Below are 26,283 nucleotides of genomic sequence, written 5' to 3' on the forward strand. Positions count from 1 at the left end.
TAAGTAATTAAAATAATGTGTTTTAATGTAAAAAAGTCATTTATGTGTGTGTGATTTAATATGCAACTATACTAAAAAATTTGATTCCTATCTCCCAGTATTATTTAGCTGTGAAGCAAAAGCGTGTGCGATAACGTTTTCTAGCTTTGAGTAAGGTGGGGTTGGTATCGCAAAATCGTCGTCTTGAGCTAATGCTAATTAAATACACTAATGTTGTGGTTTCCACTTCAGCCCGCCTGATGGAAAATGAGTGATTATGCCTTGAATGGTGAATATAGACCAAGTATGAGGTGGTTTTCGCGCGAGAGATATGAAGATTCATGAACAAATGCCACGTGAATAAAAGCCGCATAAGCATGAAGTACCTATGATTCTTTTTTGTATGACAGAGTAGCCCTCCGAAACCGGCCCTAACGCAAAGATCGAAACCATTTTGGTCCAATTAAAAGAGACGTCAAAAAATAATTATTTGAAAGTAGAAATAGCAAAACTTACTCCTAGAGACATAAAGGACTTTTCAGACTTGATTAAAGTTTTTTTAGATGCTTTTGAGTGGGAGGCCTTTTCACTTCCGACAGAGACCTATTTACAAAAATTACTCAGCAATAAAAGTTTTTTAGTATTTGTGGCCAAGCGAGACGATAAACTAGTTGGAGGTCTTACAGCACATGTTTTGGAAAGGTACGACACTGAAAAACCTTCCGCATACATTTATGACATTGCAGTATTGACAGACCATCAGCGAAAGGGAATTGGGAGATTATTAATTGCGACATTAAATGATTTTTGCCAAAAGAATGGATTTAATGAAGTATTCGTTCAAGCTGAAACGGAAGATATCCATACAGTTAATTTTTATAGAAAGACACCAATTAGCAGTGAAATCAAGGCAACACATTTTACCTATTCGTTTGGCAGAAATAGTTTGCAAGATGACTACTAAAGAAGAACCACCAGTTGATTTGACGGCCTTGAGCTTTGGGGTATAAGTAGGATATCGGAAATAACTAAGAGAAGTCAACAGAAGTCATGGTTTACGCCCTGTTTGTTTTCAGAGCATCTAACATATTCCGGTTTTGCACCAATTATTTCAATCCTATTTGGAAAGTAAATGTTTGATTTGTAATTATTCCAGCTTCAAAGTTGGCCCGACAACTTGCATTTCATTTTCCTCAAAAATATTTTCGATTTCTTTTGTGGTAGGTTCGTGGTCCAATGCTGCCATTGTCACGAAGAAATCCTCCAGCTTTCCTGCCGGTTGCAGAATCACAGTCATCCTACCCTTTTCTGATTTTTGAGTCCAAGCGTGTGGAATCTTTCTAGGTAAAAATATGCTATCTCCCACGGCTAAATCATATTTTACATCCCCGACCTGAAAATAGTAGGCCCCTTCAATAATGTAGAATATTTCGTCTTGTGAATTATGAATATGTAATGGTGTTCCTCGTCCCTGAGAAAGCGAGGTCTGTTCAAATATTGCCAATTCACCATCGGTGTCCTTACCCGATATTTTAACATCCAGAATATTGGAATTAACACCTTTAAGTTTTATGTGCCCGTGCAATCGGCCTTCTCCCGCACTAATTTTAAATCCTTTGTCCTCTCTTACTGATTTATTTTCCATTGAGGCAAACCCCCAAAATGGCGTTGTTACGAATGTAAGAAGTGCTGTAATGAATCCTTTTCTTTTCATTTATTAGAATTTTAGATGATTCGTGGGATTTTCAAAATTCTGTGTTTTTTTTTCTTAATATAATTTACTCAATATGATTATCCGTAATCACACCAGTAGCTAAATTAAATTTCTCGCACCTCGACTTCGCTCGTTTGGTAAAGCATACATTATTGGTAATAAAGCGGAGAATCAAAATATTCAATATCAAGGTAAAACTCAATTGGATAAGAAAGTCCAGTCTTTTCTTTATAAATCCGTTTTTTCTTACCCGTCCGACCAAAACTGAATTTCATTAAGTTATCAGCAGACCCCAAAAGATCTTTTAGAAGTCGTGCAGCAACAGCTTTACATTATCAGTTGCATGACAGTCCTGGACATTATTCGGCTGAAATTGTCTTGGTTCTCAAGAAGCTGGGCTTGCAAGGAGATATTTAATTCGAATTATAAATTCATATTGATATGAAGGTATAATTACAAATTACACGTAGCCCCAACGCTGGATTCTACGCTCAGGTGGGCAGGATGTGGAGCTTATTAGACACAGCCGGCTAATCACCTGTTGGCTGGATTTTCAACTTGTCGTAAAAGAAATGTCTTTGCCTTCTGCTCTTGCCTGGCGAACTGCTAGTTGATACTGTTCCGGTAATGTGTCCACAGAAACAATAAACCCATCAACCATTACAAGATTAGAAAACGGATTACTTTCACTCATCCTTCTTGTAGAGAATTCCTTATCCCATCTGTCAAGTTTGAGCAAATCTCGAATTTGTTTTGATTTATTTCCTGTTGTTGATTTAGTAGTCCCGAAAAAATCGTTGATTTCATCAATGGATACATATGGCTCAAAAGATTTATCAAATAAAAAATTAATTGTTCCAAGTGCATGAATAGTTGCAGCCGCCCATACTTGCGGTTGACCAGTTGCGAAAGGAACATTCCTTTTGCGTCCAAGTTTCTGGATCAGCCGTTCTGAAAGTTCAAAATAATCTTCGTCCAGTTTCTTACTACAAAATTCTCTTACAAGCTCAAGAATTTTTTGTTGCTGTTCTTTTATTTTTTGTTTGTCCATTCTTACTGTTGTTTGAAGTGAGTCTTGTCGTTACACGTTTGCCATAAGGGTGCAATGAATCATTTAATTAGTATTCCTTCCAGCGCACTAGTATCTAAAATTCTATCATTTCATTTTTGACATTCCCTTAAACTGCCTTGTGTCTCCAGTCCATAAGCAGCATCCATTTCCATACTTTATGTAATGAAAGTAGCAAACTCATTAATATTCTTAACCAATTCAAAGTATTCTCTTTAAGAAATTTAGGTCACCCTGTGTGTAGCTAATTCGATAACAATATTCGTTGGTGCGAAGAAAGTAGAATTACTTCACAATCGGCAGCACAATTCTGCTCAGACTCTTTGCTCCATGATGAATGGAATTGGTAGCGATTACACCTTCAGTCTCATCGTAGGTATTTCCACCGGTATTCATGTTTCTGTCGAATCGCGGGAAGTTGGAGCTGCTGACTTCGATCCGGATTCGGTGTCCTTTGTCGAAGTAATTGGAGGTACTCATCGGCGTCATTTTTACTTCATAGACTTCGCCATCTTCCATCCAGACTTCTTTGTCGTAGCCTTCTCTATAGCGAACTCGCTGGATTGTTTCATCGAGGTTGAAAGCTTTTCCGTCAGGATGCACATCGATTAGTTTGATCGTCACATCCGTGTCTTTGGCATCAGAGGAGAGGTATATATAAGATTCGATAAAGCCTGAAACTTCGATTCCCTCTTCCAGTACATCCGTAGTATAAACCAGAATATCATCCCTCTTTTCCATCTCAGATTGATCGAAAGATCCTCCAACCAGTGCATTTCCGGTGCAGCAAACATTTCCACCATAAGAAGTCACCGGATTCATCGGATCATATTTGAAGGTGTCAGGTTTGTCTTTTTTGGGTTTTTTAGGAGTAAGCTTTCCGTCTCCGTTTAGTGTATTTGCATTGCCTTCAGAATCCAAATACATAGTGGTCATCACAGCTTCAGCAGGAGGCCATACGTCTGAAGTTTGCCATTTGTTAGCGCCCATGGTATAATATTGGACTCTTGGCATTTCCTCCATCGTTTCAGACTTTTCTCCTTTCAGCCACAAATCAAACCAAGCAGTAATAATCTCATCATAATTCAAGCGAGCATCACCTACATTCAGATCACCTACCATGGTATTTTCAGTAGCGCGAGTATAAGAACAATGTAAAACAGGCGCAATTACCAGGTACTGATTTTCCCTGGCCAGCTGAGAAACAGCATTCTCTCTGGCGTGATTGAACATCGCAATGTTTGGACCAGCCGACACATCAAACCAAGATACAAACCAGAAACTAGGTGTATCAAAAGGCATTTCGTCATTATACAATCCACTGTCAAACCACTTTGGATCATTTGGCTTACGGGTGATCATCTCTTCGTAGATTCCCATAGGTCCATTTTGATTTTTGATAATGTCCTGAATAGGAAGATGACTCAAAGCGGCCTTGGAGTCTATTTTTGGATACTCAGGAGACATATCATAGAAACGCTGAAGTCTTAGCAGATCTTTTTGGCTAATGCCTTCTGGCAGTTTTGGAGCCATAGGATCATGTTGTACGCTATAAAGCCAGTTGGTGAAAAGCATCTGTCCAGCTCCACCGCGGTACCAATTACCTTGCTCCCAAAAGTCTCCAACCTTGCCGACTCCGGCTCCATACCCTTGAGGCACAAGTGCAGTCAGAGCCGGATGATCGAGAGAAGCTACAGCCATTTGCCATTCGGCAGTGGACGAGCAACCTAGTGTTCCTACCTTTCCGTTGCTCCAGTCTTGTTTGGCCATCCACTCAAACGCATCGTATCCATCAGTCAACGGAACGCCCAAAATATCCCAATCTCCCTCAGAGAAATATCTTCCACGTTCATTTTGAACTACGAAAGCATAGCCTTTTTTAACCCAATCGATTGCGGATTGCATGGTACGCGTATTCATTTCCCCATCTCCCCAGGTATTGAAATTGTAGGGAGTTCTGGAAAATACGATTGGGTATTCACCTTCACCTTTTGGACGGTAAATATCTGTAGCCAGTCGCACGCCATCCCGCATGGGCATCATGACTTTTTGATCGACAATAGCAACTTCATCCAGCTGATCGATGATGCTTTTTTCCTGAGCAAAAGAGCCGGAAATGAACATAGCCAGTAGGAGGGTCAGGAAGATGTTATAAAGATTTTTCATTAGGATAGGATTTCAATTTCCATCTAAGTTAGCGAAGAGATCGGATTGGAGGCATGAAAAATGATGGTTGGTTGATTATGGTTTAGAATTAATGGTGTCCGCATCAGTTTAGATAAGTTGTGTCTGGCATCTACTACCTCACTCCCCATTCTTCAAAAACGGATCAGATCCCCGAGCATTTAATAGTGAGCTTGTCGAATTAAGTCGAGAGGAATAGTATTCTGGTAGGTACGATTAATCGATTTCATTCTTTGAGAATTAATTGAAATTTAGATGTGCCGTTCCAAAGGTCAAGAACCCAAAGACTTATGACCTGAGTTAGAAAATGAAATACCAATCTTTCCTTTTTTACTCTTTTGATTTCATACATAAAAGCTAAATTTGCGGTCACAATGATTTTTACCCATGAGCGACAGCCCAACCAAAACCCTCATTACTTGGGTGGAAGTATCAAAAAATTCTGATTTCACGATTTATAATCTCCCGTTCGGAATTTTTCAGAATAAAAAACTAAGTCCGCGTATAGGAATAGCAATCGGGGACAAGATTGTGGATTTGAGTATTCTGGATCAGGAAGGATTCTTTTCGGATATGTTTTTGCCCGAGGGTGTGTTTCTAACCGACTCGCTCAATGCCATGATTGGATTAGGTAAGGTGATTACCAAAAAAATCAGGGAGCGGGTTCAAAATTTACTTTTGGCAGATAATGAAAAGTTGAGAGATCATTCTGCAAGGGGAAAAGTGATGCTGCACCGTAAAGAAGCAACTATGCTAATGCCAGTGAAGATCGGCGATTATACGGACTTCTATAGCAGTAAAGAGCATGCGACCAATGTAGGCAAAATGTTCCGTGACCCAGAAAACGCACTTTTACCAAACTGGAAGCATCTCCCTGTAGGCTATCATGGAAGAGCGTCTTCTATCATTCCTTCTGGAGTGCCGATCACTCGACCAAAAGGTCAGACCAAAGATCCAGAAACAGGCTCACCGGTATTTGGGCCAAGTCAAAAGCTTGATTTCGAATTAGAGTTGGCATTTATTACTGGCAAATCTACCAAGCTTGGAGATTCTGTTTCCACTGCTGATGCGGAGGATTATATTTTCGGATTTGTGCTTTTCAACGATTGGTCTGCCCGTGATATTCAGGCTTGGGAATATGTGCCTTTAGGGCCATTTTTAGGGAAAAGCTTTGCTTCTTCGATCTCACCTTGGGTGGTGACTTTGGAAGCTCTGGAGCGATTCAAAGTAGGAAGTCCTGTACAAGATCCTGAAGTTTTGGATTATCTGAAATGTGAAAAACCTCACAGCTTCGATATTCAATTAGAAGCATACATTCAGCCTGAAGAAGATAAGATCAGCAAAGTCTGCACATCCAATTTTAAAAACATGTACTGGAATGTAGCCCAGCAATTGGCACATCATACGGTGAATGGCTGCAATATCAATGTAGGTGATATGATGGCTTCTGGAACTATCTCCGGTCAGGAGCCAGATTCTTTTGGGTCGATGTTGGAGCTTTCTTGGAATGGAAAAGAAGCTGTTAAGCTTGATTCTGGGGCAGAAAGAATGTTTATCGAAGACGGCGATACAGTGATTATGAAAGGATTTGCAGAGAAAGATGGAATCAGAGTTGGCTTTGGAGAGGTAAAAGCTAAAGTTCTACCAGCTAAGTGATTTGCAAAAAATACTAAATTTAAACCCTGACTTAGTGCAAGTCAGGGTTTTTTTATGCCCATTTCTCTCGTATTCTTCATCATAATCTGTAAATTTATTAAGTGTTGAATATCAATTGATTGAATTGATTTTGTCAAGTGCTGATATTCGTTGGTTCCCGAAAATTTTAAGTCTTTTATAAGAATAAATCGGGATTGTAATTTTCATTCATGTCTCATTTTTTTAGGAGACAATTGTTCCTTTTTAAATTTTAATAATTCTTAAACCCTATGGCTAAGCTTAGAAATTTATCTATTACTACTCCAATTCTTTTTGCCTTCCCTCTACGGAGCGAGTGGGCAGTAAACCCCGTGGACATCAATAAGCCTGTGATGGCTGGTGACTGGGATGGTGCCGGTAGCCTCAAATTCTCAAGAGGCTATGTAATGGCCAAAAACGATGCGAATTTTCTTTACCTCACACTCGATGTAGTGTCAGATACTGGAAATGATGCAAGTACCAATGATTACTTTTGGTTGACTTTCGATAATAATCGTGATCGTGCGATTACTTCGGGAGTAGATGTGAACTATGGACTTTACCCTGGTCAGCCAAACAAACTCGGCAGACAGAAATATCTAGGTCCGGGCACATGGACAGGCTTGCTGGCTGACCCTTCCAATTCTGCCGTGGTTCAAGAGTTTGGAGCTAGTCCAAATTCAGATGTATCTCATAGAATCTGGAAATTCAGACTAGAGCTCAGTGAGATCAATGTGGCACTTCATTGGCCATTTAGTACTCCGTATACTTATTTTGGATTTAGAGTAAAATCCGGCAACCCTGGGTTTACGACAGATTTTCCGGGTAATTTTTACACAGATTTCACCAAGCTTCGACAGTTGATTTTGAGCAGAAAACCGTCGATTCCTTCTGCGGATCTGGGACCTTTGGTCGGAAGTGTAGGGTTGATCCCAACTACAAAAATCAACGCTTCTGGTCGGGCAACTACTGATTCTGGATATTATCACTTTGTAGAGAATGCTGCATTTGGCGGTACGTTGAATTTGATAGGAAATCGAACCAAAATGCAGCAACTCTGGACGGCTGGAAATAGAAAATACAAAGTAGAAATAGCCCCACCAGGTGGTTCATTCACTAAGTTGATTAGCAATTGGTCTAATTACCGCTGGACGGGTTCTACCTATGCTTTGGAATCATTTGCTGCATCAGCCTATGGTTATTATCAATTGGCAAATCCCGCTACGGATTACTCTATAGATGATCTGTTGATTCAATTCCCTACAACTGCACTATTACCGGGGCTCTACAGGATAAAAGTGACTTTCTTAGTAGGATCTAGTACAACTGATGTGGCTGCTGTCCAGGAGTTGAAGTTGTATATCGATAACCATGTGCCGTCTACCATCATAGAAAGTGTGAAGCATGGTAGCAGTGAAGTGTCTGCCTGTGCTATTGAGACTATTGGAGCAGCTCCGGATGGGTTGAATTTTAGGATTACGGCTAATGACCCGGAAGGGAATCTCCGCTCAGTAAGCTTCTATGCTACCTATGGAGCAGGTCTTTCCGCCTCGATTTATTCTGAAGGTTATACTCCTGCCAAAGGAAACTGGGCAGGGTTCGTTAATAAGCTAATTCCTGCATCAGGCAATTGGAGACCACCACAATCTTGCGCGTATAGCTTTGTACTATCGGTATCTGCAAGAACAACCAATGGCTATTCTTGGGTGGGATACAACAATACTCATCGCAATTTGACTCTATTACTAGGTTAAGGAGCAATGATTTAAAGGGAAAACCACTACTCCCGGGTACTACCGGAGTAGTGGTTTTTTGTGGACGTTCTTTTTACCACGCTGGACACAGTAGTTCCACAAGCTCACTAACCGAGGTTTGCACAGGGGGTACAGTTATCCAGCTTATTCATAAGCTGGATTTTTTTTTAGCCACGAAGCTCATGAAGAGAACGCGTAGATCAGGGTAGTTTTCCCTGGTAAATTGAGGTTTGAATTAACGCCAGTGCCCCAAGAAGCCTGCCCGTATTCTAAGGTTAAAACAAGAAGAATGGACTAGCTACTATAGATTGCAGATTAGGTTAAGCCCTCATAACTTAGAAATGATGTGAGAAAGAAGATCTTTGACAAAGTTTTTTAGTTAAGGGCAGTAGAGTTATACCGAACCGGGAAGACTTCCGAGGAAGTAGGTCGTGAAATGAATATTCCATCAGATATGATCCTGCGCTGGGGAAGGGAATTTGCCAGAAGTAGAACTTGTGTTTTTGCAGGTATCGGGAAGGCTGTTCTCACGGTAGAGTAGCGTAAGTTTACCGAACCGAAGAAAGAATTGAAAGAAGCACAGATTGATCGGGACATCCTAAAAAAGGCTGTAAGAACCTTCTCCAAGAGCATCAACAAATATTCGGGTTTGTGAAAGGCCACCAAAAAGAAAATGAGTATCCGTAATCCTGCACGTTGCTATATTTAATACTGATTTGCTTCCTAAAATCCCCCTTACCCCCTTAGAGAAAGGAGGAATTTGATCCGATTTAGAATCAAGATTTAGCTTTTTTCCGGAACGTGCAACAAAGCGAACACTCATAAAAAAGAATTTGCTGTTGAGAGGATGTGCAAAGTTTATGCAGTTTCTAGAAGCACCTATTATGACTGGCTGAGGCACAAGCCATCCATGCAAACAGAACAAAATGACTAAAATTCAAATTAATACCAGTTATAAAAACTCTATAAAACAAGGAGTTTCTAACCAATTTCAATGTGGCCTTTGCTACAAGAGACACTGATTTTATCCATGCTCATGTGAGCAAGGGCATTAGTTGAAATATGCATGGTTAAGAGAAAAATGAACACGTTACCTCAGACTTCACACCGCCACAGTTAAAGAAAAAAGAAGTAGTAATGGGTTACGATTCTACATGTGACATACTTTAAATTCTAGTAAAATACTGTTTGTATTTAAGTTTTTGTGAAGACAATAGCAATGAAAAGGTTGTTCAGTTTGGACTCGAGATTTGACAGCTTAGCGATTTTTTTTTAAAACATAAGTCCCGCACGAAATACAAAGCTTCGAAATAGGAAGCTGTTTTCTGTTAAAGAACTGAATTCTGGAGGTAGAAGATCTGTCGCGATTCTTTGAGTGCCCGCTCGCGACAGAGTTCCATAAAATTGAGAGATTTGCTGCCTTTTATAGGCAAAACTGAAAGAAAGGGCAGTTTTATCTTTTCTCGAAGGAAAGCTAATACCCACCGATGGACTGACTAATAATCCACCTTCGTACCAGCTTTTACTCCACTCATCGCTTATTTTTTTTTCGAATACCGCTGAGCCTCCTCCCAAATCCAGCCCTCCAAAAATCTTCGGTTTGCCCTCTTTTCCTAGGAATCCCCTCCATCCCAAAGCAATAGGGATGATGGAGATTTCATCATATTGATCGAATCCGGCAGAAAATCCAATGACGTTGTTTTTACTGAGGTGTACGCCATGAAAAGTCATGAAACTGACATCAATTCGCTCTTCATGATTTCCGTCCCATTGCTCCACACCTCGACCGTACAAAAATCCGATTTCGGTTTGGCCAAAATAAATCTTCTCCTGAGCCAGACATTTGACACTGAAGAGTAAAAAAACGATTAATAGAAGTTTGGTGTTGTATGACATCATCCTCTCAATAAAAGTTGACTGGATTTTTAACCTGGATACAGCTGAGTTTTTTCAATTTGGAAGGGTTGCTATAGTCAAATTGGCAAACGCCATCAGGACCGATTACAATCAGAGATTTAGGGCCAGGTATCAGATCAACCGACTTTTGGCTGGTCAAAAACTCGAGTTGGTTTTGATCAATGGCCATTACGTCACTTACATTGAAGCTTTTCAGTCCATGAGTCCCTTCTGCTATATAAAGGTAGTCTCCAGCTAATCCCAAGCCATGGGGATTGAGCATAGAATAGGCTTTTTTAAGCTTGGGTTGGTACAGGTCTTTGATATCGATGACCTGAAGTTCATTCACGCCATTCCAGCAAGCATTGCCATTTCTAAGCGTCACAAAAGCAAAGTCAGCATTTACTACTACAGGATCGCAAGCCTGGACATGTTCGTACACCGCCATGCGGGTTGGTGAATTAGGCGTGCTGGCATCGTAGATATGCATTCCGTTGTTCGATCCTATAAATAGCTTGTCCTGAAAAGGGAAGATAGTTTCGATCCCCCAGCCTAGATCAATTGGTTTGACGAAAGTGGGATCAGCTGGAGTCTCTACATCAAATACACGTAAGGTTGACTCATCTACTGCATACAAGTGGCTGTTTGAGAGCGTGAACCTGGCCATTGATCCACCTGTCCCGTAGCTTTGGGCGGCAGCTGAAAAATTGGAAGAAAAACTCATCCTAGAATCCATAAGCCACCCACCATTTGTTTCCCAGGTAGGATTTTCTGTTGTGATTACGGTGTCACGAAAAGTAATAATCTCACCTGTTTCATGGTGGTACATATGTGTAAAAACATCTTCCACACGTTTGACAAGCTTGATTTTGCTAATAGTGCTGATGTCAAATGCGAGTAAATCCACATAATTATCGGCGTACAGAATTTTGCCATTGACTGCCATATCCACGTTGCCGGCTATAGGTATGAAGCTTAAGTTGATCGGAGCAGCGGGGTTCGAATTATTCAGGATATGTATGCCTTTAGTGGGCTCATTAATAAAAAGGTAATCTCCATAGATATAGATTTTACCTGGATTGTCTAACGGTTGGGCTGGCTCAGTGGTGATGATTCTTGCTCTTACGTCGCTCATTTCCAGATATACAGGCATCATGGTGCGATAGGTGTAGGAAGTAGTAACATCATCTTGACAGGAGGAAAATACCAAAATCGACAGCAAGAAAAGTAGGGAGTAAGGTGCGTAGTAGGATTTCATATATCTGGATTTTAGTGATATAAATGTATATAATCTTCAGACGAAACCGAACAAGGATATGCTACAGAGGAAGTAAAAAAATTTGATTTGGAGTTTTTTTCTGGAAAGTTTTTTTTTACCACTAAGACTACAAAGGTCATAGTTGTCTAATCATTCGGAGGACAGGCTAGTGCTTTTGTAGTAGGGATTAATGTTATGTTTTCTGTTGGGCATGTTTACCCGATAGTAGGCTGAGCAACCATCTTTCATGAGAGCATGTCGATTTCAGCTACGTTTGTGAAGTATTCTTACATAAACATTTTTTCTGAAAGTCTTGTTTTAGGATTGACAGATCAAGGGTAAGACTTGGGATAGATTTTTCGATGTCAATTCTCTGTAACTGAAACCATCTGAATATCCGAGGTAGGACAAATTCTAAATTGACTAGGTAAGACTTAGAGTTTCAATCGAAGAAAATTTTCCCAATCTAGAATTCAGACCTTTAATCATATTCTCTCACTGAGTTTTTCAGATTTCTTTACCTTCAAGATCTGTATGAATCTAAGTAATTAGCATGAAAAAATACCTGTTCCTATTTGCAGTTTGTAGTTTGAGTTTTTGGAGTTGCACGACAAAAGAAGACGATCCCTTTGCTATCCTAAAGCCTGATGAATCAAGATTCACGAAAATTCATTTAGCAGGGAATTTCAATGAACCTATGGAGATCGAGGTGCTGGATAATGGTGATGTGTTGATCATCGAGCGACATGGTAAACTGAAACTTTTTAAGGCAGAATCGGGAGTAACTTCAGTAGTGGGTGAATTGGACGTGTTTCCAGAGCGGGAGGATGGGTTGATGGGAATGGCAAAAGATCCGGATTTTGCTAAGAATAACTGGTTGTATCTATATTATGCTCCAGCTTCTGAACCCGCTTTAAACAGAATTTCAAGATTTGACTTTGTTGACAATACCCTAGACTTGACTTCTGAGGAGATTATTCTCGATGTTGATCTTTTTCGAGGATGTTACCATTCTGGCGGGTCTTTGGAGTTTGATTCTCAGGGGAATCTATACTTGGGAATAGGGGATGATTCCACACCTTTCGAGTCGAGTAATTTCAATCCAATCGATGAGCGTCAGGATCAGCCTAAAAACGTGGATGCTCAGAGAAGTTCGGGAAATACCAATGATTTGAGAGGTGCGATTCTTCGGATCAAGCCAAACCCCGAAGGTGGATATTCTATTCCTGAAGGAAATTTATTTCCTGTAGGCACGCCCAAAACCCGTCCTGAAATCTATATTAAAGGCAATCGCAACCCGTTTAGATTTTCAATTGATAATCACAATGGTAATTTGTTTTGGGGTGAAGTAGGCCCCGATGGGTCGGAGGATAAAGAAGGTCGTGGCCCAAGAGGTTATGATGAAATCAATATGGCGACAGAGCCGGGATACTATGGCTGGCCATATTTTGTGGGAAATAATTATGCCTATTGGAAATATGATTTTGCTACAGGCGAAAGCTTGTTTCAGTTTGATCCAACTGCTCCAAAGAATACTTCTCCCAACAATACAGGAATGGAGATTTTACCTGTCGCCAAGCCGCCTTTGATCTATTATCCCTATGCCGAATCAGAGGAATTTCCAATGATTGGTCAAGGCGGAAGAAATGCGATGGCTGGTCAGGTATATTATCGGGAAGATTATGAGAACTCTGAAGTTAGATTTCCGGGGTATTACAATGAGAAGCTATTCATCTATGATTGGATGAGAAACTGGATTTTCACAGTTAGCCTGACGGAGAATTTTGAGTACGATACCATGGAGCGCTTTATGCCGGAGACACATTTCGAGAAGCCTATGGATATGCAATTTGGCAAAAATGGTTCTTTGTATGTGCTGGAGTATGGTACTTTTTGGCGTGCGAATAACGATGATTCTGGACTTTATAGAATTGTTTTTTCCGAAGGAAATAGAAATCCGGAGGTGAAAATATCAGCTGACAAAAGTACTGGTGCAACACCTTTGACTGTGAATTTTTCTTCAGCTGGAACACAAGACTTAGATACTGATGATGCGGTCAAATTTCAATGGGAATTTGGAGATAACGGAGCTACTTCTACCGATGAGAATCCATCTTATACCTTTAATGAACCGGGTGTATTCAAGGTGAAATTGACCGCTACAGATCTAAAGGGAGAGACTGCAAGTTCGTTTCTAGAGGTGAAAGTGGGAAATGATGCGCCGAAGGTTTCGATTGATTGGGAAGGAAATCGGAGCTTCTATTTTGGTGAAGAGACTATCAATTATGCTGTCACAGCTACCGATAAAGAGGATGGGCAGATCGATCCTTCTCAGATCAACTTGAATGTTGATTATCTCGAAGGTGGCTACGATCTGATAGAAATGGGACACCAAGAAGAGATTTTGAGCATTGGTGAGACCTACATCAATGAAGCTGGGTGCAAAGCTTGCCATGGAATCAGCAATGAATCAGTAGGGCCTGATTATACGTCGGTGTCTGAGAAATACAAAAACGATCCAAATGCAAAATCGTACCTGATCAATAAAGTCAGAAATGGTGGATCGGGAGTTTGGGGTGAGCAGATTATGCCTGGACACACACATTTGGATGAAAATAGAGTTGGACAGATGGTTGACTTCGTGTTAGGTATCGCCAATCCAAATGTGATATCTGGGCTGCCTGCTTCTGGGAAATATCAGATTGAAAAAACCGATGATTCTGAAGGATTCTACTCGGTGCAGGCTTCCTATGAAGACCAAGGAGCGAATGGCATCGAGCCGATAAAGACTACTAGTCTGTTGAAATTGAGAAATACCAAAGTTTCTGCATACACCGCTGATGGTATTGAAAATGTAGCACGGGCAAATCCTGAAGATCAGCAGTACGTGCAATTCACTTCATCTGGTTCTTGGCTTTTGTTTAGAGAAATTGATCTCAATCAGATCAAGAGGATTACACTTTCTATCATGCCTGGAAATACCAAAGGGAAAATCCAGGTTCGTGCAGGATCTCCTGATGGGAAACTTATAGCAGAAACAGGCATTCTAACTAAAGATTCCCGACCTGCTTCCGGTCAAGAAGAGGGCTGGTTTGGTGCTCCTTTTATTATTCCAGCTACTGACTATTTTGGAGATATTTACTTTGTTTACGTGACTGAGGAGCCTATTTCGATCTGGAGTACATTTAATATGAACACCTTGGAGTTTGAAAATTGAGTGTAACGATTTCTTTAATTTGTAGTAATAGAAGGTATGATTTAAAGCACTAAATGGCCTTAATTATGAACTTTCTAAAGATTATCTTACCCCTCTTTCTCTTATTTTCAAGTATCTCAGCTTTTTCACAAAATCTAGATTCTTTTCGAAAGAAAGAAAAAAAAGATTACGAGTTTAGAGCTGTAGCTGAATTAGGCTTTTTGGCAGTTTTGAGTCATAAAGTACAATTTGGACAAAATGGAACCTACTTCGACTATAAAAAAGATGGTGGTCAAAATGTGCTTTTTCCTGTGGGTCGGCTTTCTCTGGAACTGGATATAAAAGAACGAAATACATTTATCCTTTTATATCAACCCCTGACAATTCAAACGCAGGTTTTGCTCAATGAAGATTTAGTGGTAGATAATTTGACTTTTCCTGCAAACAGCAGCGTAGATTTATTATATAATTTTCCTTTTTACAGGATAAGTTATTTGAGGGAATTGCTTCCCAACAAACCAAAGTTTGACTTGGCAGTAGGCGGAAGTGTTCAGCTAAGAAATGCAACGATAACGTTTGAGTCAACAGATGGTACGCGCTTTCGCACTAACCGAGATGTAGGTGTGGTCCCTGCGCTGAAAGTCAGAGCTAGAAGTAATCTGAGTGAGCTAGTATATCTGGAACTTGAGGCAGATGGCATCTATGCGCCAATTAGCTATTTGAACGGGAGTGATAATGAAGTGAAAGGAGCGATCCTGGATGCAAGTTTGAGAGCGGGATTAAAAGTTACTTCCAACGTCAATACATTTTTCAATTTGCGCTATTTGGGTGGAGGAGCAGTAGGCACTTCAGAGGATGAACCAGGACCAGGTGATGGATATGTGAAGAATTGGCTTCACTTTCTCACAGTTGCAACGGGTTTTGCATATAGGTTCAATTGATAAATAATTAGTAAACCATAATAAGGTGAGGGGTTGAGATTTTCGCTCTTCACTATTTTTTTTGAAACTATTTATCTAAATTCTCTAAACTTTTTAAAAATGGCAATCGAGAAAAAATATTGTTTGAATTGTAGTGAAGTGATTCAAGGCAGAATCGACAAGAAATTCTGTGATGATCAATGCCGCAATACCTACAACAATCAGCAAAATGCGCTATCCACAAATTACATCCGACGGGTCAACCACAGCCTGAAAAAGAACAGGAATATTTTGGAGGAGATTATTCCAGCAGGAGAGGAGATGGCCAAATCAACTCGTGCTCGTCTACTTAGTGATGGTTTTCAGTTCAGATATTTTACGCATCTCTATGAAACCAAAAAGGGAAATCTCTATCATTACTGCTATGATTATGGGTATTTGGCGTTGGAAGGCGATTGGTTTTTGGTGGTGAAAGGAAAGGAAGTTTAGCCTCTTGGACTGATTTGAGCACATTGCTCAAAGGAATTGGGTACTTTTGAGGGTGTCAGAAAAACAAACAGAATCCACCGCCCAGTATCTCCAAAGTCTTTCAATTGAAAGCCTCAATGAAATGCAAACGGAGTTCATCTCAAGAGCAGCCAAAAATCCTCATCTCGTACTTTTATCTCCAACTGGCTCAGGTAAGACTGTTGCCTTTTTGATTCCTCTATTGAATTCCCTCAAGGAAAATATCCGAGAAGTGCAGGCGCTGATCATTGTGCCATCCCGTGAATTGGCGATTCAAATTGAGCAGGTTTTCAAAGGCATGAAAACTTCTTTTAGAGTCAGTACGGTTTATGGAGGGCATTCCTCCAAATTGGAATCAAACAGTTTGGGTGAAGCGCCAGATGTGATTATTGGTACTCCAGGAAGATTGGCTGATCACATAGAAAGAGGCTCTTTTGATCCGAAAACTATCCAAACTGTGGTGTTGGATGAATTTGACAAGTCTCTGCAAATGGGATTTCATGAGCAGTTGAAGGTGATTTTTGGCGCACTTAATGGGCAACAAAGACATTTGCTTACCTCCGCCACGATGTTGAAAAGGTTGCCTGATTTTCTTCCATTTGTGGATCATCGTACAGTCAATTTCCTCAAGGATGTGGTTGAGTCCAAGTTGGAACTCAAGGTCGTTCATAGTTCAAGCAAGGAAAAAGGCGAAAATCTGATGCGGCTGGTGGCTGGTTTTCAGGAGGAATCCTGCATCGTTTTTTGCAATCACCGAGATGCTGTGGATCGATTGAGCATTTTGCTCAACGACTATAATTATTTTCACTCGGTTTTGCATGGCGGATTGGAGCAAATAGATCGGGAAAAGAACCTGATCCGATTCCGGAGCAAGGTTACCAATTTATTGATTGCTACAGATTTGGCTTCTCGAGGGTTGGATATTCCTGAGATCAAGCATATAGTTCATTATCAGTTGCCTCCAAAAGAAGATGCATTTATCCATAGAAATGGGCGGACTGCCAGGATGCATGCGGAAGGGCAGTCCTATTTGATCTTGGCAAATGATGAGGCTAGACCAGATTATATTGAAGAGTTCATAGAAGAATATAAGGTGGGAGAAAAGCTCGTTCCGCCTGTACCTCAAGAATGGACTTGCCTCTATGTAAGTGCAGGCAAAAAAGATAAAGTCAGCAAGGGTGATATCGTCGGGATGCTCACCAAAAAAGGCGGACTAACTAGTGCTGAGATCGGCTTGATCACGATCATGGATTTTGCATCCTATGTGGCTGTGAAAAGTAATTTGGCACAAAAGCTAATGCCGAAACTGAAAAACGAGCGGGTTAAGAAAGTGAAGGTAAAGATCGAGGAAGCGAATTAGGGGTTGGTTTAAGGTCGTTAATATTAGTATTTATTTGGTTTAGAATACAAATGGACAAAAGTATTTATTTAGGTGGTTGGGAGGTAAACTTCAATGACGAAGAAGAACTAAGAAATTTCATAATTCAGCATAGTTTAACCAAGAGTGGATTTGAAGTATTTACGGGAATTCAATCGGGGCTAGAAATAAAAACAGACAACGGAAAAATCATTGAAATCTTAAATCAGCCAGGAGATGAAAAGGTTTCTGGGCCTTTAGAATTCTTGATACCCGAAGTAAAACCTCATAAGCTCTTTTGGCTTAAACCTTCAAATCCAGGAAAGCATCAGCTTGGTGGCAAGATGCCTGACGAGTTGAAAATCCTTACAGACGATAGTTTTAAACCATTTTATCTGGGACAACTAGATTGTAAAGACGAATATTTTTCTTGGATTGGGCTAGACAAATTACATTTATTCTATCCACTAGACTTCTATCATGATCCAACTTTCATCGATTATGCAGATGAACTTAAGCCTGAACTATTCAATGAAACTAACAAATCTGAATATAGTCCTGAAAAGGAACTCAGTTCAATAGCATTTGATGCTACTGAGGAGGTGACGATTAAGGAATTAGAGAATGAATCTGATCCAATTCACCTTTGTGGAGTACCTCTCTGGTATCAATACCCAGAACTACCTAAATGTCCTAAAACTGGTGAGCTAATGAAATTTGTTTGCTCAATCTCGTCAACAACGCGAATAAACATCATGAAAAAAGGATTCCTTGGCAGTAGGAAAACTAAGGAGTTTCTTATGTTTGGAGATATGGGGACATTATATGTGTTCTTTCACCCAAAATCAAAAATTGCCTACTTAACTATTCAATTCTAATAGTGAATAAAACTTTTTGATCACTATTTGGATGTCAAGGATCTGGGAAAAAATATTAGCTGTGGGATAGTTCAGTGCAATACCTACAGTATGAAAATAAATATTGCCACCCTCAATAAGTGATGTAGCTGTTGATAGGTATACCATTATTTATAATGTGTAAACTTGATTTTTCCTTACCTTAATAACTCACCAAGCCATATCAACTCACCAAGCCATATCAACTCACATGAAGAAACGCGTCACAGGAATTGGAGGAATATTTTTCAAAGTAAAGGACCCTGATCAAACTAAGTCTTGGTATCAAGAGCATCTGGGACTAAACACGGATCAGTATGGAGTTACTTTTGAGTGGAGAAATTTCGAAAATTCTAATAAAAAAGGTATTACACAATGGTCACCCATGAAGGATGATACCCAGTATTTCAAGCCTTCGGAAAAGGATTTTATGATTAATTACCGGGTGGAAAATCTGGTCGAATTGGTGCAGGAGTTGAAAGCTGAAGGAGTGACTATTTTGGACGAAATCGATGATACTGAGTACGGCAAGTTCGTTCATATTCTTGATCCTGATGGACACAAGATCGAGCTATGGGAGGCAATGGATGAGGTTTAAGATGAGTTAACTAAAGGAAGGGCGAAAAGCTAAAATGCATGAACAATTTTGAAATTCAACGTGAGACGGATGGAAAGCGAGGATCATTTTTCATAGAAGAAGAAGCCAAGCGCTTCGCAGAAATGGTTTATGTGATGGCTGGACCAAAGAAAATGATCATCGAGCACACTGCAGTAGATGAAAGTATGCAAGGTCATGGAATAGGACTCAAACTATTAAATGAGCTGGCGGATTATGTACGGAAGGAAGAAATCAAAGTCATTCCGCTCTGTTCTTTTGCCAAAGCGATGTTTGAGAAAAAAGAAGAACTGAGAGACTTGCGCAACTAGCTAAGTCTAAATAAAGAGCGTCCAAATAATCCAGGCCAAGGTTAAGATCACCATGATCGCAAAGAAATAACCGCTTTTGGAAGAGGAAGAATATCTGCCAGCTCTGAACTTGATGCTTTCATCGATGCTTTTAACATCAGCTTTATTCATGGTTTTTTCTCGGGAAACCCCATCAGGACTAGTGGATTTTGGACGGATTTTCCCCAAATTTCTATTCTCCTTAGAAGATTTAATTCCTGATACGCTGAATCCTGCTCCTCCTGTCATTTTTAACTATTTATCCTTCAATGTAATGATTTCATACGAAGTAGAAAAGAACTTGTCGCTAGCCGATTTTATCTATTTGCTAAACGATTCGGGTTTGGGTAAAAGACGACCTATGCATGATCAGGAGCTTTTGAATAGAATGTTGGTCAATTCTAACTTGGTCATAGTGGCAAGGGAAGGACTGGAGGTTTTAGGAGTTCTTCGAGCGCTGACAGATTTCTCATATCGAACTTTCATTGCAGACCTTGCGGTGGTTTCGAAGAGGCAAGGTGAAGGGATTGGCCGTGGAATGCTTCAGTTTGCCAGAACTTTGGCGCCTGATGCGAGATTAATTCTGTTTTCAGCCGAAAATGCACTTGGTTTTTATCAGAAGCTTGGTTTTCACTTACATGAGCGCTGCTATCAGTTGAAGGTTGGTGAAAAATTATGCTGATTTTTGATTAAACTGCTTATTGTAATTACCAACCAAATCATTCTTATGAAAAAAATTCTACTTACAGGACTAGCACTTATGCTGTCTTTCGGCCTTTATGCACAAAAAACATATATCCATGCAGGTAAACTTGTGGATGTAAAGAATAAAAAGATTCTAAGTGAACAGACAATTGTGGTAGAAGCTGACAAAATCATTTCTGTTAATCCAGGGTTTCAGAGTGGTGGGTCTAAAGATTCCACGATTGATCTAAAAGATAAAACGGTAATGCCAGGCCTAATGGATATGCATGTGCATATTGAAGGCGAAACCAGCCCCACCCAATATGTCGATGGTTTTCGAAACAACGAAGCGGATATTGCATTTCGGTCAATTCACTTTGCTGAAAAAACTATCATGGCTGGCTTTACTACTGTGCGTGACTTAGGCGGATCAGGCGTAAACATAGCGCTAAGAAATGCTATCAACTCAGGTAAGGTAATAGGTCCTAGAATATACACAGCAGGTAAATCTATTGCTCCAACCGGCGGCCATGCCGATCCTACAAATGGAGTACGAAGAGATTTGATGAGAGATCCCGGTCCGGATGAAGGAGTAATCAACGGACCATACGAGGCTCGCAAAGCCGTTCGTCAGCAGGTGAAATTTGGAGCAGATTTGATTAAAGTTACGGCAACAGGAGGTGTTTTATCGGTAGCGAGAGATGGTTCAGCGCCACAGTTTGCCCAGGATGAGTTAGATGCAGTAGTTCAAACTGCCGCGGATTTCGGGATCATGGTAGCTGCTCATGCGCACGGTGATGAAGGTATGCAGCGGGCAATCAAAGCTGGAGTTACTTCGATAGAGCATGGCACTATGATGTCTGAAGAGACAATGGATATGATGAAAGAGAAAGGGACTTGGCTGGTTCCAACCATAACTGCGGGCATGTCTGCCGCAGCTTTTGCAGAAATTCCAGGTTATTATCCAGCTGTAGTAGCAGAGAAGGCAAAGAGAATCGGTGCGCAAATACAGGAGACTTTTGGGAAGGCTTACAAAAAAGGAGTGAAGATAGCTTTTGGAACCGATGCAGGTGTATTTGCACATGGAGACAATTACCGTGAATTCATATATATGACTGAAGTGGGCATGCCAAATCTGGAAGCCATTCAATCGGCTACCATCACTAATGCTATTTTTCTGGGAATAGAAGATAAGTTAGGCTCTATTGAGCCAGGAAAGCTGGCAGATATAATAGCGGTGGATGGTGACCCAGAGCAAGATATCAAAGTGATGAAGGATGTCGTCTTTGTCATGAAAGAAGGTAAAGTTGTTAAGAAATAAATAAAAAGAAATGGTCTGAATTCAGGCCATTTCTTTTTTTAACTATTATATTATTTCAAATCTAAAAACTATGAAAATCAGACTTCTACTTGTTTTATTTTTTGTTTCATTCCTTGTTGATGCTCAAGACAAAACTGAAAATCCCGAAAAGGAAGATCCAAAAGCTCAGGTTTTTGAATCAAAGCAATCGGTGGTAATCGACGGGAAAACCATCAATTTGAATGCAAAGGCAGGGACCTTCGAATTAAAGGATGAAAATAATAAACCGATCGCGCTTTTTGGGTTTACTGCATATTTTAAAGAAAACCCCGAAAAAAACCGACCTATTGTATTTTCTTATAATGGTGGTCCTGGCAGTTCTTCCTATTGGCTGCATATGGGAATCATGGGTCCAAAACGTATCGTGATAGATGATCCGAATTATAATCAAGGAGCACCCTATACTTTGGCAAACAATGAGTTTTCTATACTTGATGTGGCAGATGTAGTAATGATGGATCCTGTGGGTACTGGCTTGAGTATTCCTATCGGAGAGGCTACAGGTAAGGATTTCTGGGGAGTAGATCAGGATATTAGAAGCGTGAGTTTGTTCATCATGCAGTTTTTGAAAGAGCATGATCGATTGAATTCACCTAAGTATATTTTGGGCGAGAGCTACGGTACCTTTAGAAATGCGGGGGTCATGAGCTACCTTCTTGATCGGGGTTATGCATTGAACGGAGTAATCATGGTTTCTTCCGTGTTTGATCTGAGAAGCTTGTTTTTTGTCCCAACAGAAGATATTTCATACATCGCCTACTTACCCACCATGGCGGCTACCGCATGGTATCATGATAAAGTAGCTAATAAGGGGGCAGATTTGCCTGCTTTTGTGCAAGAAGTCAGGGAGTTTACTGAAAATGAATATGCCCCAGCTTTGTTTAAAGGGAACAAACTATCCGAAAGTGCTGAAGGTACAATCGCACAGAAACTGCAGGACTATACTGGGGTAGGAGCGGATATTTGGAAAAGAGCTGATCTTAAAATGGACGCAGGAGAGTTTTTTCAAGAATTGCTGCGAGATGAAGAAATGACTGTTGGCCGTCTGGATTCAAGATACAAAGGGATAAATCTAGATCCAATGTCTATGAGTGCTTTTACTGATCCACAGAGTGATGCGATTTCTCCAGCATACACGATGGGTTTTCTGGATTATTTCCATGGTGCTTTAGGAGTAAGTAAGGATTTGAACTATTCCACTTCTGCTTACAGTAAGGAGGGATTCAAGTGGGATTGGTCTCACAGAGGTAATCAATATTGGGGGACAGATGGTGCTGTGACGACATTGCCAGATATGGCTGATGCGCTGAGCAAGGATCCAAATATGGAAGTTTTGATTCTTAATGGTTATTATGATTTAGCGACGGTTTTTTATGGCGTAGAACATTCAATAGCACATTTGGGATTACCTAAGTCAGCTTCCGACCGAATTAAAATGACTTATTATGAAGCTGGACATATGATGTACACTGATTTGCCTTCAGCAAAGCTGTTTAGAGAGGATGTAAAGAAGTTTATAGAAGATACCCTTAGAAAATAGCATGATAAAGTCAAGCATCCTGGAGAAAGACTCCCGCACTCAACTGGCAAGATTTATTCTTTCTGGATGCTGGATTTTATTTATTTTTTCATGTGCTGAGGGTCAAAAACCCACGGTCCCGACATCGACTTTATACTTTCCTCCGAATGAAGGCACTTTCTGGGAGAAGCAACCAATTCAAGAGCTGGGGTGGGACGGAGTAAAATTCGCTGCGTTTTTGGCTTGGCTACCTACACAGGATACCCGTGCTTTTATCATTTTAAAAGATGGGAAAATAGTTACAGAAGAGTATTGGGGAGATAAGCTTACCGGTGTGGGGAAGATGGATCAAAACTCCTATTGGTATTGGGCTTCCGCCGGGAAGACAATTACAGCAACTTTAGTAGGGATAGCGGAAAATCAGAAATTGCTTAAAACAAGTGATAATTCTCAGAAGTATTTGGGTGAAGGATGGACATCGCTTAATAATATACAGGAAAGCAATATTCAATTGATTGATCAGTTGACCATGAGTACGGGTTTGGATGATGGAGTAGCTAATCCAGATGATACTAACCCTTCCTCTTTGAGGTATCTGGCTGAACCTGGTGAGCGATGGGCATATCACAACGCACCTTATACCTTGTTGGAGCAGGTGGTTCAAAATGCCTCCGGAATGAGTTTTCAAAAATACTTTGAAGAGAATTTAGGCAGTAAAATAGGAATGAAAGGTTTTTGGCAAAAGACAGGCTTTAATAATGTTTTTTACAGCGATGCACGTTCGTTTGCCAGATTCGGACTTTTGCTGCTAGCTGATGGGAATTGGGATGGGAATCAGATTTGGTTTGGAGATTTTTTTGATGAGCTATCGAAGTCCTCTCAAAATCTAAATAGAAGCTATGGTTATCTTACTTGGCTGAACGGGCAAGGGTCATATATGCTCCCTCAATCTCAAATTATTTTTCCTGGAATGCTCGTGCCAAATGGCCCCGTGGACATGTATCAGGCGATGGGAAAAAATGGACAGTTTTTGATGGTGGTACCTTCAGAAGGTTTGGTGATAGCAAGGATGGGAGGATCAGGTGAGAATTCTCTGGTATCTTTCCTTTTGATAAGCGATATCTGGAATAGACTAAAACCAGTAATCAAGTAGGGCCGTGGTTATGTCTGATCGAAGGTTTCTATCAGAGACTTAATTTTTTCCAATGTGAGAGGTTTTTCCAAAAATCCAGAAACTATCTTAAATCCTTGGGCTTTGAATCTGTCCTGATAATCAATGGAGCTGGAAAGGATTACTATTTTGTCAGATCTGTCTGCATACATCTCTTGATATTTTCCCAGAAATTCCCAGCCATTCAAGACGGGCATGTTAATATCCAGGAAAATAAGAATAGATTGATTTGGGTCAATATCATTCAGCTTGTCCAATACTTCTTCAGCTTCGAGAAATTCAACTATATTATTAGTAATTTGGACTTTCCCTAGTAGCCGCTTATTGATAAGGTTATTTATGGGATCATCATCCACTAGAAAAATGGTGTCAAAATAGATCATTTAGAGGATTAGGATTGGAAAAAGCATTATGGTGTAGCCAAAGTACAATTAATACTGATTCAAGAAAAAGGATTAACTATCTTTTTTATTTTAATACCTTTTTAATACTGCTATTCAGGAAAAAAAAAAGGAGGTTCCGAAGAACCTCCTTTTAAAGTATTATGGGGGATGATTACATCATTCCGCCCATTCCTCCTCCGCCACCCATTGGCATTGCAGGACCATCTTCTTTCACATCAGCTACTACACACTCTGTAGTCAAGAGAAGCGCTGCTATAGAAGCTGCGTTTTCTAGGGCTAGACGAGTTACTTTAGTAGGATCGATTACACCAGCTTTGAATAAGTCTTCGTAAACATCGGTTCTAGCATTGTAGCCATAGTTACCTTTGTGTGCTCTGATATTATTGATCACTACAGATGGCTCTCCACCAGCGTTAGCCACGATGGTTCTCAAAGGAGATTCGATAGCCTGTCTGATGATGTTGATACCAGTATCTTCATCTTCATTGAGTCCTTTAAGATCATTTAGTGCTTCAGCAGCTCTTACCAGAGCCACACCACCACCTACAACAACACCTTCTTGTACGGCTGCTCTAGTTGCGTGAAGTGCATCATCTACACGATCTTTCTTTTCTTTCATTTCCACTTCAGTAGCAGCTCCTATGTAAAGGATAGCTACACCACCAGAAAGTTTAGCAAGTCTTTCCTGCAATTTCTCTCTGTCGTAGTCAGAAGTAGTTTTGTCTATCTGAGCTTTGATTTCAGCGATTCTACCTTTGATAGCAGCTTTGTCTCCAGCACCATTTACGATAGTAGTATTGTCTTTGTCAATATTGATCTTATCAGCTCTTCCGAGCATATCAATAGTTGCGTTTTCTAGTTTGAAACCTCTTTCTTCTGAGATCACTGTTCCGCCAGTAAGGATTGCGATGTCTTCCAACATAGCTTTTCTTCTGTCGCCGAAACCTGGAGCTTTTACAGCAGCCACTTTCAGAGCACCTCTGATTTTGTTCACTACGAGCGTAGCAAGCGCTTCACCGTCCACGTCTTCAGAGATGATTACCAAAGGCTTACCAGACTGAGCTACTGGCTCAAGAACTGGAAGCAATTCTTTCATTGATGAGATCTTCTTGTCGTAGATCAAGATGTACGGCTGCTCCAACTCAACTTCCATTTTCTCCGTGTTAGTTACGAAGTAAGGAGAAAGGTAACCTCTGTCAAACTGCATACCTTCTACAGTTTTCACTTCAGTCTCAGTACCTTTTGCTTCTTCTACAGTGATCACACCGTCTTTACCTACTTTATCCATTGCATTAGAAATCATTGTACCGATTTCCTCGTCATTGTTTGCAGATACTGTCGCTACTTGAGCGATTTCTTTAGAAGTAGAGATTTGCTTAGAATCAGCTTGAAGTTGCTTGACAACTGCAGATACTGCTTTGTCAATACCTCTTTTAAGATCCATTGGATTAGCTCCGGCAGCTACGTTTTTGATACCTACACCGAAGATAGATTGAGCAAGAACAGTAGCAGTAGTAGTACCGTCACCAGCATCGTCAGCAGTTTTTGAAGCTACTTCTTTCACGAGCTGTGCGCCCATGTTTTCGATTGGCTCGGATAATTCGATTTCTTTAGCTACAGAAACACCATCTTTAGTGATAGTAGGAGCGCCAAATTTTTTATCGATAATAACGTTACGACCTTTTGGTCCCAAAGTCACTTTTACTGCATCTGCAAGAGCATCTACGCCTTTTTTCAGCTGATCTCTTGCACTTGTATTGAAAAATAATTGCTTAGCCATATTGTTAAAATATTTT

General features: G+C 40.4%; 23 protein-coding genes. 14 read left to right on the forward strand and 9 right to left on the reverse strand.

What is annotated here, in order from left to right:
- Positions 1 to 469 precede the first annotated feature (469 nt).
- Positions 470 to 943, forward strand: coding sequence for a GNAT family N-acetyltransferase (locus tag BVH04_RS18250; RefSeq protein WP_086542912.1), 474 nt, complete (start codon positions 470 to 472; stop codon positions 941 to 943).
- A 183-nt stretch (positions 944 to 1,126) separates the two neighbouring features.
- Here the strand turns inward: BVH04_RS18250 and BVH04_RS18255 are convergent, their stop codons facing one another.
- The 3 genes from BVH04_RS18255 to BVH04_RS18265 form a co-directional block, all read right to left on the reverse strand.
- Positions 1,127 to 1,693, reverse strand: coding sequence for a cupin domain-containing protein (locus tag BVH04_RS18255; protein WP_086542913.1), 567 nt, complete (start codon positions 1,691 to 1,693; stop codon positions 1,127 to 1,129).
- 553 nt (positions 1,694 to 2,246) lie between these two features.
- Positions 2,247 to 2,744, reverse strand: coding sequence for a DUF6398 domain-containing protein (locus BVH04_RS18260; protein WP_205635883.1), 498 nt, complete (start codon positions 2,742 to 2,744; stop codon positions 2,247 to 2,249).
- A 303-nt stretch (positions 2,745 to 3,047) separates the two neighbouring features.
- Positions 3,048 to 4,928: a CocE/NonD family hydrolase gene (locus tag BVH04_RS18265; RefSeq protein WP_086542914.1), complete on the reverse strand. Its 1,881-nt coding sequence runs from the start codon at positions 4,926 to 4,928 to the stop codon at positions 3,048 to 3,050.
- 405 nt (positions 4,929 to 5,333) lie between these two features.
- Here BVH04_RS18265 and fahA point away from each other — a divergent pair, with 405 nt between their 5' ends.
- Together fahA and BVH04_RS18275 are read left to right on the forward strand one after the other, a co-directional pair.
- Complete coding sequence (fahA, locus tag BVH04_RS18270) at positions 5,334 to 6,602, forward strand: fumarylacetoacetase (protein WP_086542915.1); 1,269 nt, start codon at positions 5,334 to 5,336, stop codon at positions 6,600 to 6,602.
- Positions 6,603 to 6,871: 269 nt separating this feature from the next.
- Positions 6,872 to 8,374, forward strand: a complete 1,503-nt coding sequence (locus BVH04_RS18275) for a hypothetical protein (protein ID WP_086542916.1) — start codon at positions 6,872 to 6,874, stop codon at positions 8,372 to 8,374.
- 598 nt (positions 8,375 to 8,972) lie between these two features.
- Here BVH04_RS18275 and BVH04_RS25530 read toward each other — a convergent pair.
- The 3 genes from BVH04_RS25530 to BVH04_RS18290 all read right to left on the reverse strand — a co-directional run bounded on the left by BVH04_RS25530 (position 8,973) and on the right by BVH04_RS18290 (position 11,528).
- Positions 8,973 to 9,197, reverse strand: a complete 225-nt coding sequence (locus tag BVH04_RS25530; protein ID WP_086542917.1) for a hypothetical protein — start codon at positions 9,195 to 9,197, stop codon at positions 8,973 to 8,975.
- Between the two features lie 449 nt (positions 9,198 to 9,646).
- Positions 9,647 to 10,273: a hypothetical protein gene (locus tag BVH04_RS18285; RefSeq protein ID WP_140160612.1), complete on the reverse strand. Its 627-nt coding sequence runs from the start codon at positions 10,271 to 10,273 to the stop codon at positions 9,647 to 9,649.
- A 4-nt stretch (positions 10,274 to 10,277) separates the two neighbouring features.
- Positions 10,278 to 11,528, reverse strand: coding sequence for an LVIVD repeat-containing protein (locus BVH04_RS18290; protein WP_086542919.1), 1,251 nt, complete (start codon positions 11,526 to 11,528; stop codon positions 10,278 to 10,280).
- A gap of 553 nt (positions 11,529 to 12,081) precedes the next feature.
- Here BVH04_RS18290 and BVH04_RS18295 point away from each other — a divergent pair.
- The 7 genes from BVH04_RS18295 to BVH04_RS18325 all read left to right on the forward strand — a co-directional run bounded on the left by BVH04_RS18295 (position 12,082) and on the right by BVH04_RS18325 (position 19,331).
- On the forward strand, positions 12,082 to 14,745 hold the full coding sequence (locus BVH04_RS18295; RefSeq protein ID WP_086542920.1) for a PQQ-dependent sugar dehydrogenase: 2,664 nt from the start codon (positions 12,082 to 12,084) through the stop codon (positions 14,743 to 14,745).
- 65 nt (positions 14,746 to 14,810) lie between these two features.
- A complete protein-coding gene (locus BVH04_RS18300) occupies positions 14,811 to 15,665 on the forward strand; it encodes a hypothetical protein (RefSeq protein ID WP_086542921.1) in 855 nt (284 codons plus the stop codon).
- Between the two features lie 99 nt (positions 15,666 to 15,764).
- The gene (locus tag BVH04_RS18305; RefSeq protein WP_086542922.1) at positions 15,765 to 16,133 is read left to right on the forward strand and encodes a DUF2116 family Zn-ribbon domain-containing protein; all 369 of its coding nucleotides are present in this window, start codon (positions 15,765 to 15,767) and stop codon (positions 16,131 to 16,133) included.
- Positions 16,134 to 16,254: 121 nt separating this feature from the next.
- Positions 16,255 to 17,511: a DEAD/DEAH box helicase gene (locus BVH04_RS18310; protein WP_394335238.1), complete on the forward strand. Its 1,257-nt coding sequence runs from the start codon at positions 16,255 to 16,257 to the stop codon at positions 17,509 to 17,511.
- Positions 17,512 to 17,561: 50 nt separating this feature from the next.
- Complete coding sequence (locus BVH04_RS18315; protein ID WP_086542923.1) at positions 17,562 to 18,386, forward strand: hypothetical protein; 825 nt, start codon at positions 17,562 to 17,564, stop codon at positions 18,384 to 18,386.
- Positions 18,387 to 18,615: 229 nt separating this feature from the next.
- Complete coding sequence (locus tag BVH04_RS18320) at positions 18,616 to 19,002, forward strand: VOC family protein (protein WP_086542924.1); 387 nt, start codon at positions 18,616 to 18,618, stop codon at positions 19,000 to 19,002.
- Between the two features lie 38 nt (positions 19,003 to 19,040).
- On the forward strand, positions 19,041 to 19,331 hold the full coding sequence (locus tag BVH04_RS18325; protein ID WP_086542925.1) for a GNAT family N-acetyltransferase: 291 nt from the start codon (positions 19,041 to 19,043) through the stop codon (positions 19,329 to 19,331).
- 6 nt (positions 19,332 to 19,337) lie between these two features.
- Here the strand turns inward: BVH04_RS18325 and BVH04_RS18330 are convergent, their stop codons facing one another.
- Positions 19,338 to 19,598 carry a hypothetical protein gene (locus BVH04_RS18330; RefSeq protein WP_086542926.1) on the reverse strand — a complete coding sequence of 87 codons (261 nt, stop codon included), beginning with the start codon at positions 19,596 to 19,598 and terminating at the stop codon, positions 19,338 to 19,340.
- Positions 19,599 to 19,623: 25 nt separating this feature from the next.
- Between BVH04_RS18330 and BVH04_RS18335 the strand changes: the two genes are divergently transcribed.
- From BVH04_RS18335 to BVH04_RS18350, 4 genes are all read left to right on the forward strand, one after another.
- Positions 19,624 to 20,031: a GNAT family N-acetyltransferase gene (locus tag BVH04_RS18335; protein WP_086542927.1), complete on the forward strand. Its 408-nt coding sequence runs from the start codon at positions 19,624 to 19,626 to the stop codon at positions 20,029 to 20,031.
- Between the two features lie 45 nt (positions 20,032 to 20,076).
- Positions 20,077 to 21,354, forward strand: coding sequence for a metal-dependent hydrolase family protein (locus tag BVH04_RS18340; RefSeq protein WP_086542928.1), 1,278 nt, complete (start codon positions 20,077 to 20,079; stop codon positions 21,352 to 21,354).
- Between the two features lie 70 nt (positions 21,355 to 21,424).
- On the forward strand, positions 21,425 to 22,933 hold the full coding sequence (locus BVH04_RS18345; protein WP_086542929.1) for a S10 family peptidase: 1,509 nt from the start codon (positions 21,425 to 21,427) through the stop codon (positions 22,931 to 22,933).
- 1 nt (position 22,934) lies between these two features.
- Positions 22,935 to 24,065, forward strand: coding sequence for a serine hydrolase domain-containing protein (locus BVH04_RS18350; RefSeq protein ID WP_086542930.1), 1,131 nt, complete (start codon positions 22,935 to 22,937; stop codon positions 24,063 to 24,065).
- 8 nt (positions 24,066 to 24,073) lie between these two features.
- On the opposite strand, the gene BVH04_RS18355 is transcribed toward BVH04_RS18350, so the two are convergent.
- Both BVH04_RS18355 and groL read right to left on the reverse strand, forming a co-directional pair.
- Positions 24,074 to 24,466, reverse strand: a complete 393-nt coding sequence (locus tag BVH04_RS18355; protein WP_086542931.1) for a response regulator — start codon at positions 24,464 to 24,466, stop codon at positions 24,074 to 24,076.
- Between the two features lie 172 nt (positions 24,467 to 24,638).
- The gene (groL, locus tag BVH04_RS18360) at positions 24,639 to 26,267 is read right to left on the reverse strand and encodes a chaperonin GroEL (RefSeq protein WP_086542932.1); all 1,629 of its coding nucleotides are present in this window, start codon (positions 26,265 to 26,267) and stop codon (positions 24,639 to 24,641) included.
- Positions 26,268 to 26,283 lie beyond the last annotated feature (16 nt).

The sequence above is a fragment of the Algoriphagus antarcticus genome, from assembly GCF_002150685.1.
Classification (GTDB): Bacteria; Bacteroidota; Bacteroidia; order Cytophagales; family Cyclobacteriaceae; genus Algoriphagus; species Algoriphagus antarcticus.

Bases quoted from the DNA above. Each gene is read 5' to 3' on its own strand.
- BVH04_RS18255 (WP_086542913.1), bottom strand. From the start codon at position 1,693: ATGAAAAGAAAAGGATTCATTACAGCACTTCTTACATTCGTAACAACG.
- BVH04_RS18315 (WP_086542923.1), top strand. From the start codon at position 17,562: ATGGACAAAAGTATTTATTTAGGTGGTTGGGAGGTAAACTTCAATGAC.
- groL (WP_086542932.1), bottom strand. From the start codon at position 26,267: ATGGCTAAGCAATTATTTTTCAATACAAGTGCAAGAGATCAGCTGAAA.
- BVH04_RS18335 (WP_086542927.1), top strand. From the start codon at position 19,624: ATGATTTCATACGAAGTAGAAAAGAACTTGTCGCTAGCCGATTTTATC.
- BVH04_RS18290 (WP_086542919.1), bottom strand. From the start codon at position 11,528: ATGAAATCCTACTACGCACCTTACTCCCTACTTTTCTTGCTGTCGATT.
- BVH04_RS18330 (WP_086542926.1), bottom strand. From the start codon at position 19,598: ATGACAGGAGGAGCAGGATTCAGCGTATCAGGAATTAAATCTTCTAAG.
- BVH04_RS18300 (WP_086542921.1), top strand. From the start codon at position 14,811: ATGAACTTTCTAAAGATTATCTTACCCCTCTTTCTCTTATTTTCAAGT.
- BVH04_RS18285 (WP_140160612.1), bottom strand. From the start codon at position 10,273: ATGATGTCATACAACACCAAACTTCTATTAATCGTTTTTTTACTCTTC.
- BVH04_RS18295 (WP_086542920.1), top strand. From the start codon at position 12,082: ATGAAAAAATACCTGTTCCTATTTGCAGTTTGTAGTTTGAGTTTTTGG.
- BVH04_RS18260 (WP_205635883.1), bottom strand. From the start codon at position 2,744: ATGGACAAACAAAAAATAAAAGAACAGCAACAAAAAATTCTTGAGCTT.
- BVH04_RS18350 (WP_086542930.1), top strand. From the start codon at position 22,935: ATGATAAAGTCAAGCATCCTGGAGAAAGACTCCCGCACTCAACTGGCA.
- BVH04_RS18265 (WP_086542914.1), bottom strand. From the start codon at position 4,928: ATGAAAAATCTTTATAACATCTTCCTGACCCTCCTACTGGCTATGTTC.
- BVH04_RS18345 (WP_086542929.1), top strand. From the start codon at position 21,425: ATGAAAATCAGACTTCTACTTGTTTTATTTTTTGTTTCATTCCTTGTT.
- BVH04_RS18275 (WP_086542916.1), top strand. From the start codon at position 6,872: ATGGCTAAGCTTAGAAATTTATCTATTACTACTCCAATTCTTTTTGCC.
- BVH04_RS18340 (WP_086542928.1), top strand. From the start codon at position 20,077: ATGAAAAAAATTCTACTTACAGGACTAGCACTTATGCTGTCTTTCGGC.
- BVH04_RS18325 (WP_086542925.1), top strand. From the start codon at position 19,041: ATGAACAATTTTGAAATTCAACGTGAGACGGATGGAAAGCGAGGATCA.
- BVH04_RS18305 (WP_086542922.1), top strand. From the start codon at position 15,765: ATGGCAATCGAGAAAAAATATTGTTTGAATTGTAGTGAAGTGATTCAA.
- BVH04_RS18355 (WP_086542931.1), bottom strand. From the start codon at position 24,466: ATGATCTATTTTGACACCATTTTTCTAGTGGATGATGATCCCATAAAT.
- fahA (WP_086542915.1), top strand. From the start codon at position 5,334: ATGAGCGACAGCCCAACCAAAACCCTCATTACTTGGGTGGAAGTATCA.
- BVH04_RS18310 (WP_394335238.1), top strand. From the start codon at position 16,255: ATGCAAACGGAGTTCATCTCAAGAGCAGCCAAAAATCCTCATCTCGTA.
- BVH04_RS18320 (WP_086542924.1), top strand. From the start codon at position 18,616: ATGAAGAAACGCGTCACAGGAATTGGAGGAATATTTTTCAAAGTAAAG.
- BVH04_RS25530 (WP_086542917.1), bottom strand. From the start codon at position 9,197: ATGAGTGTTCGCTTTGTTGCACGTTCCGGAAAAAAGCTAAATCTTGAT.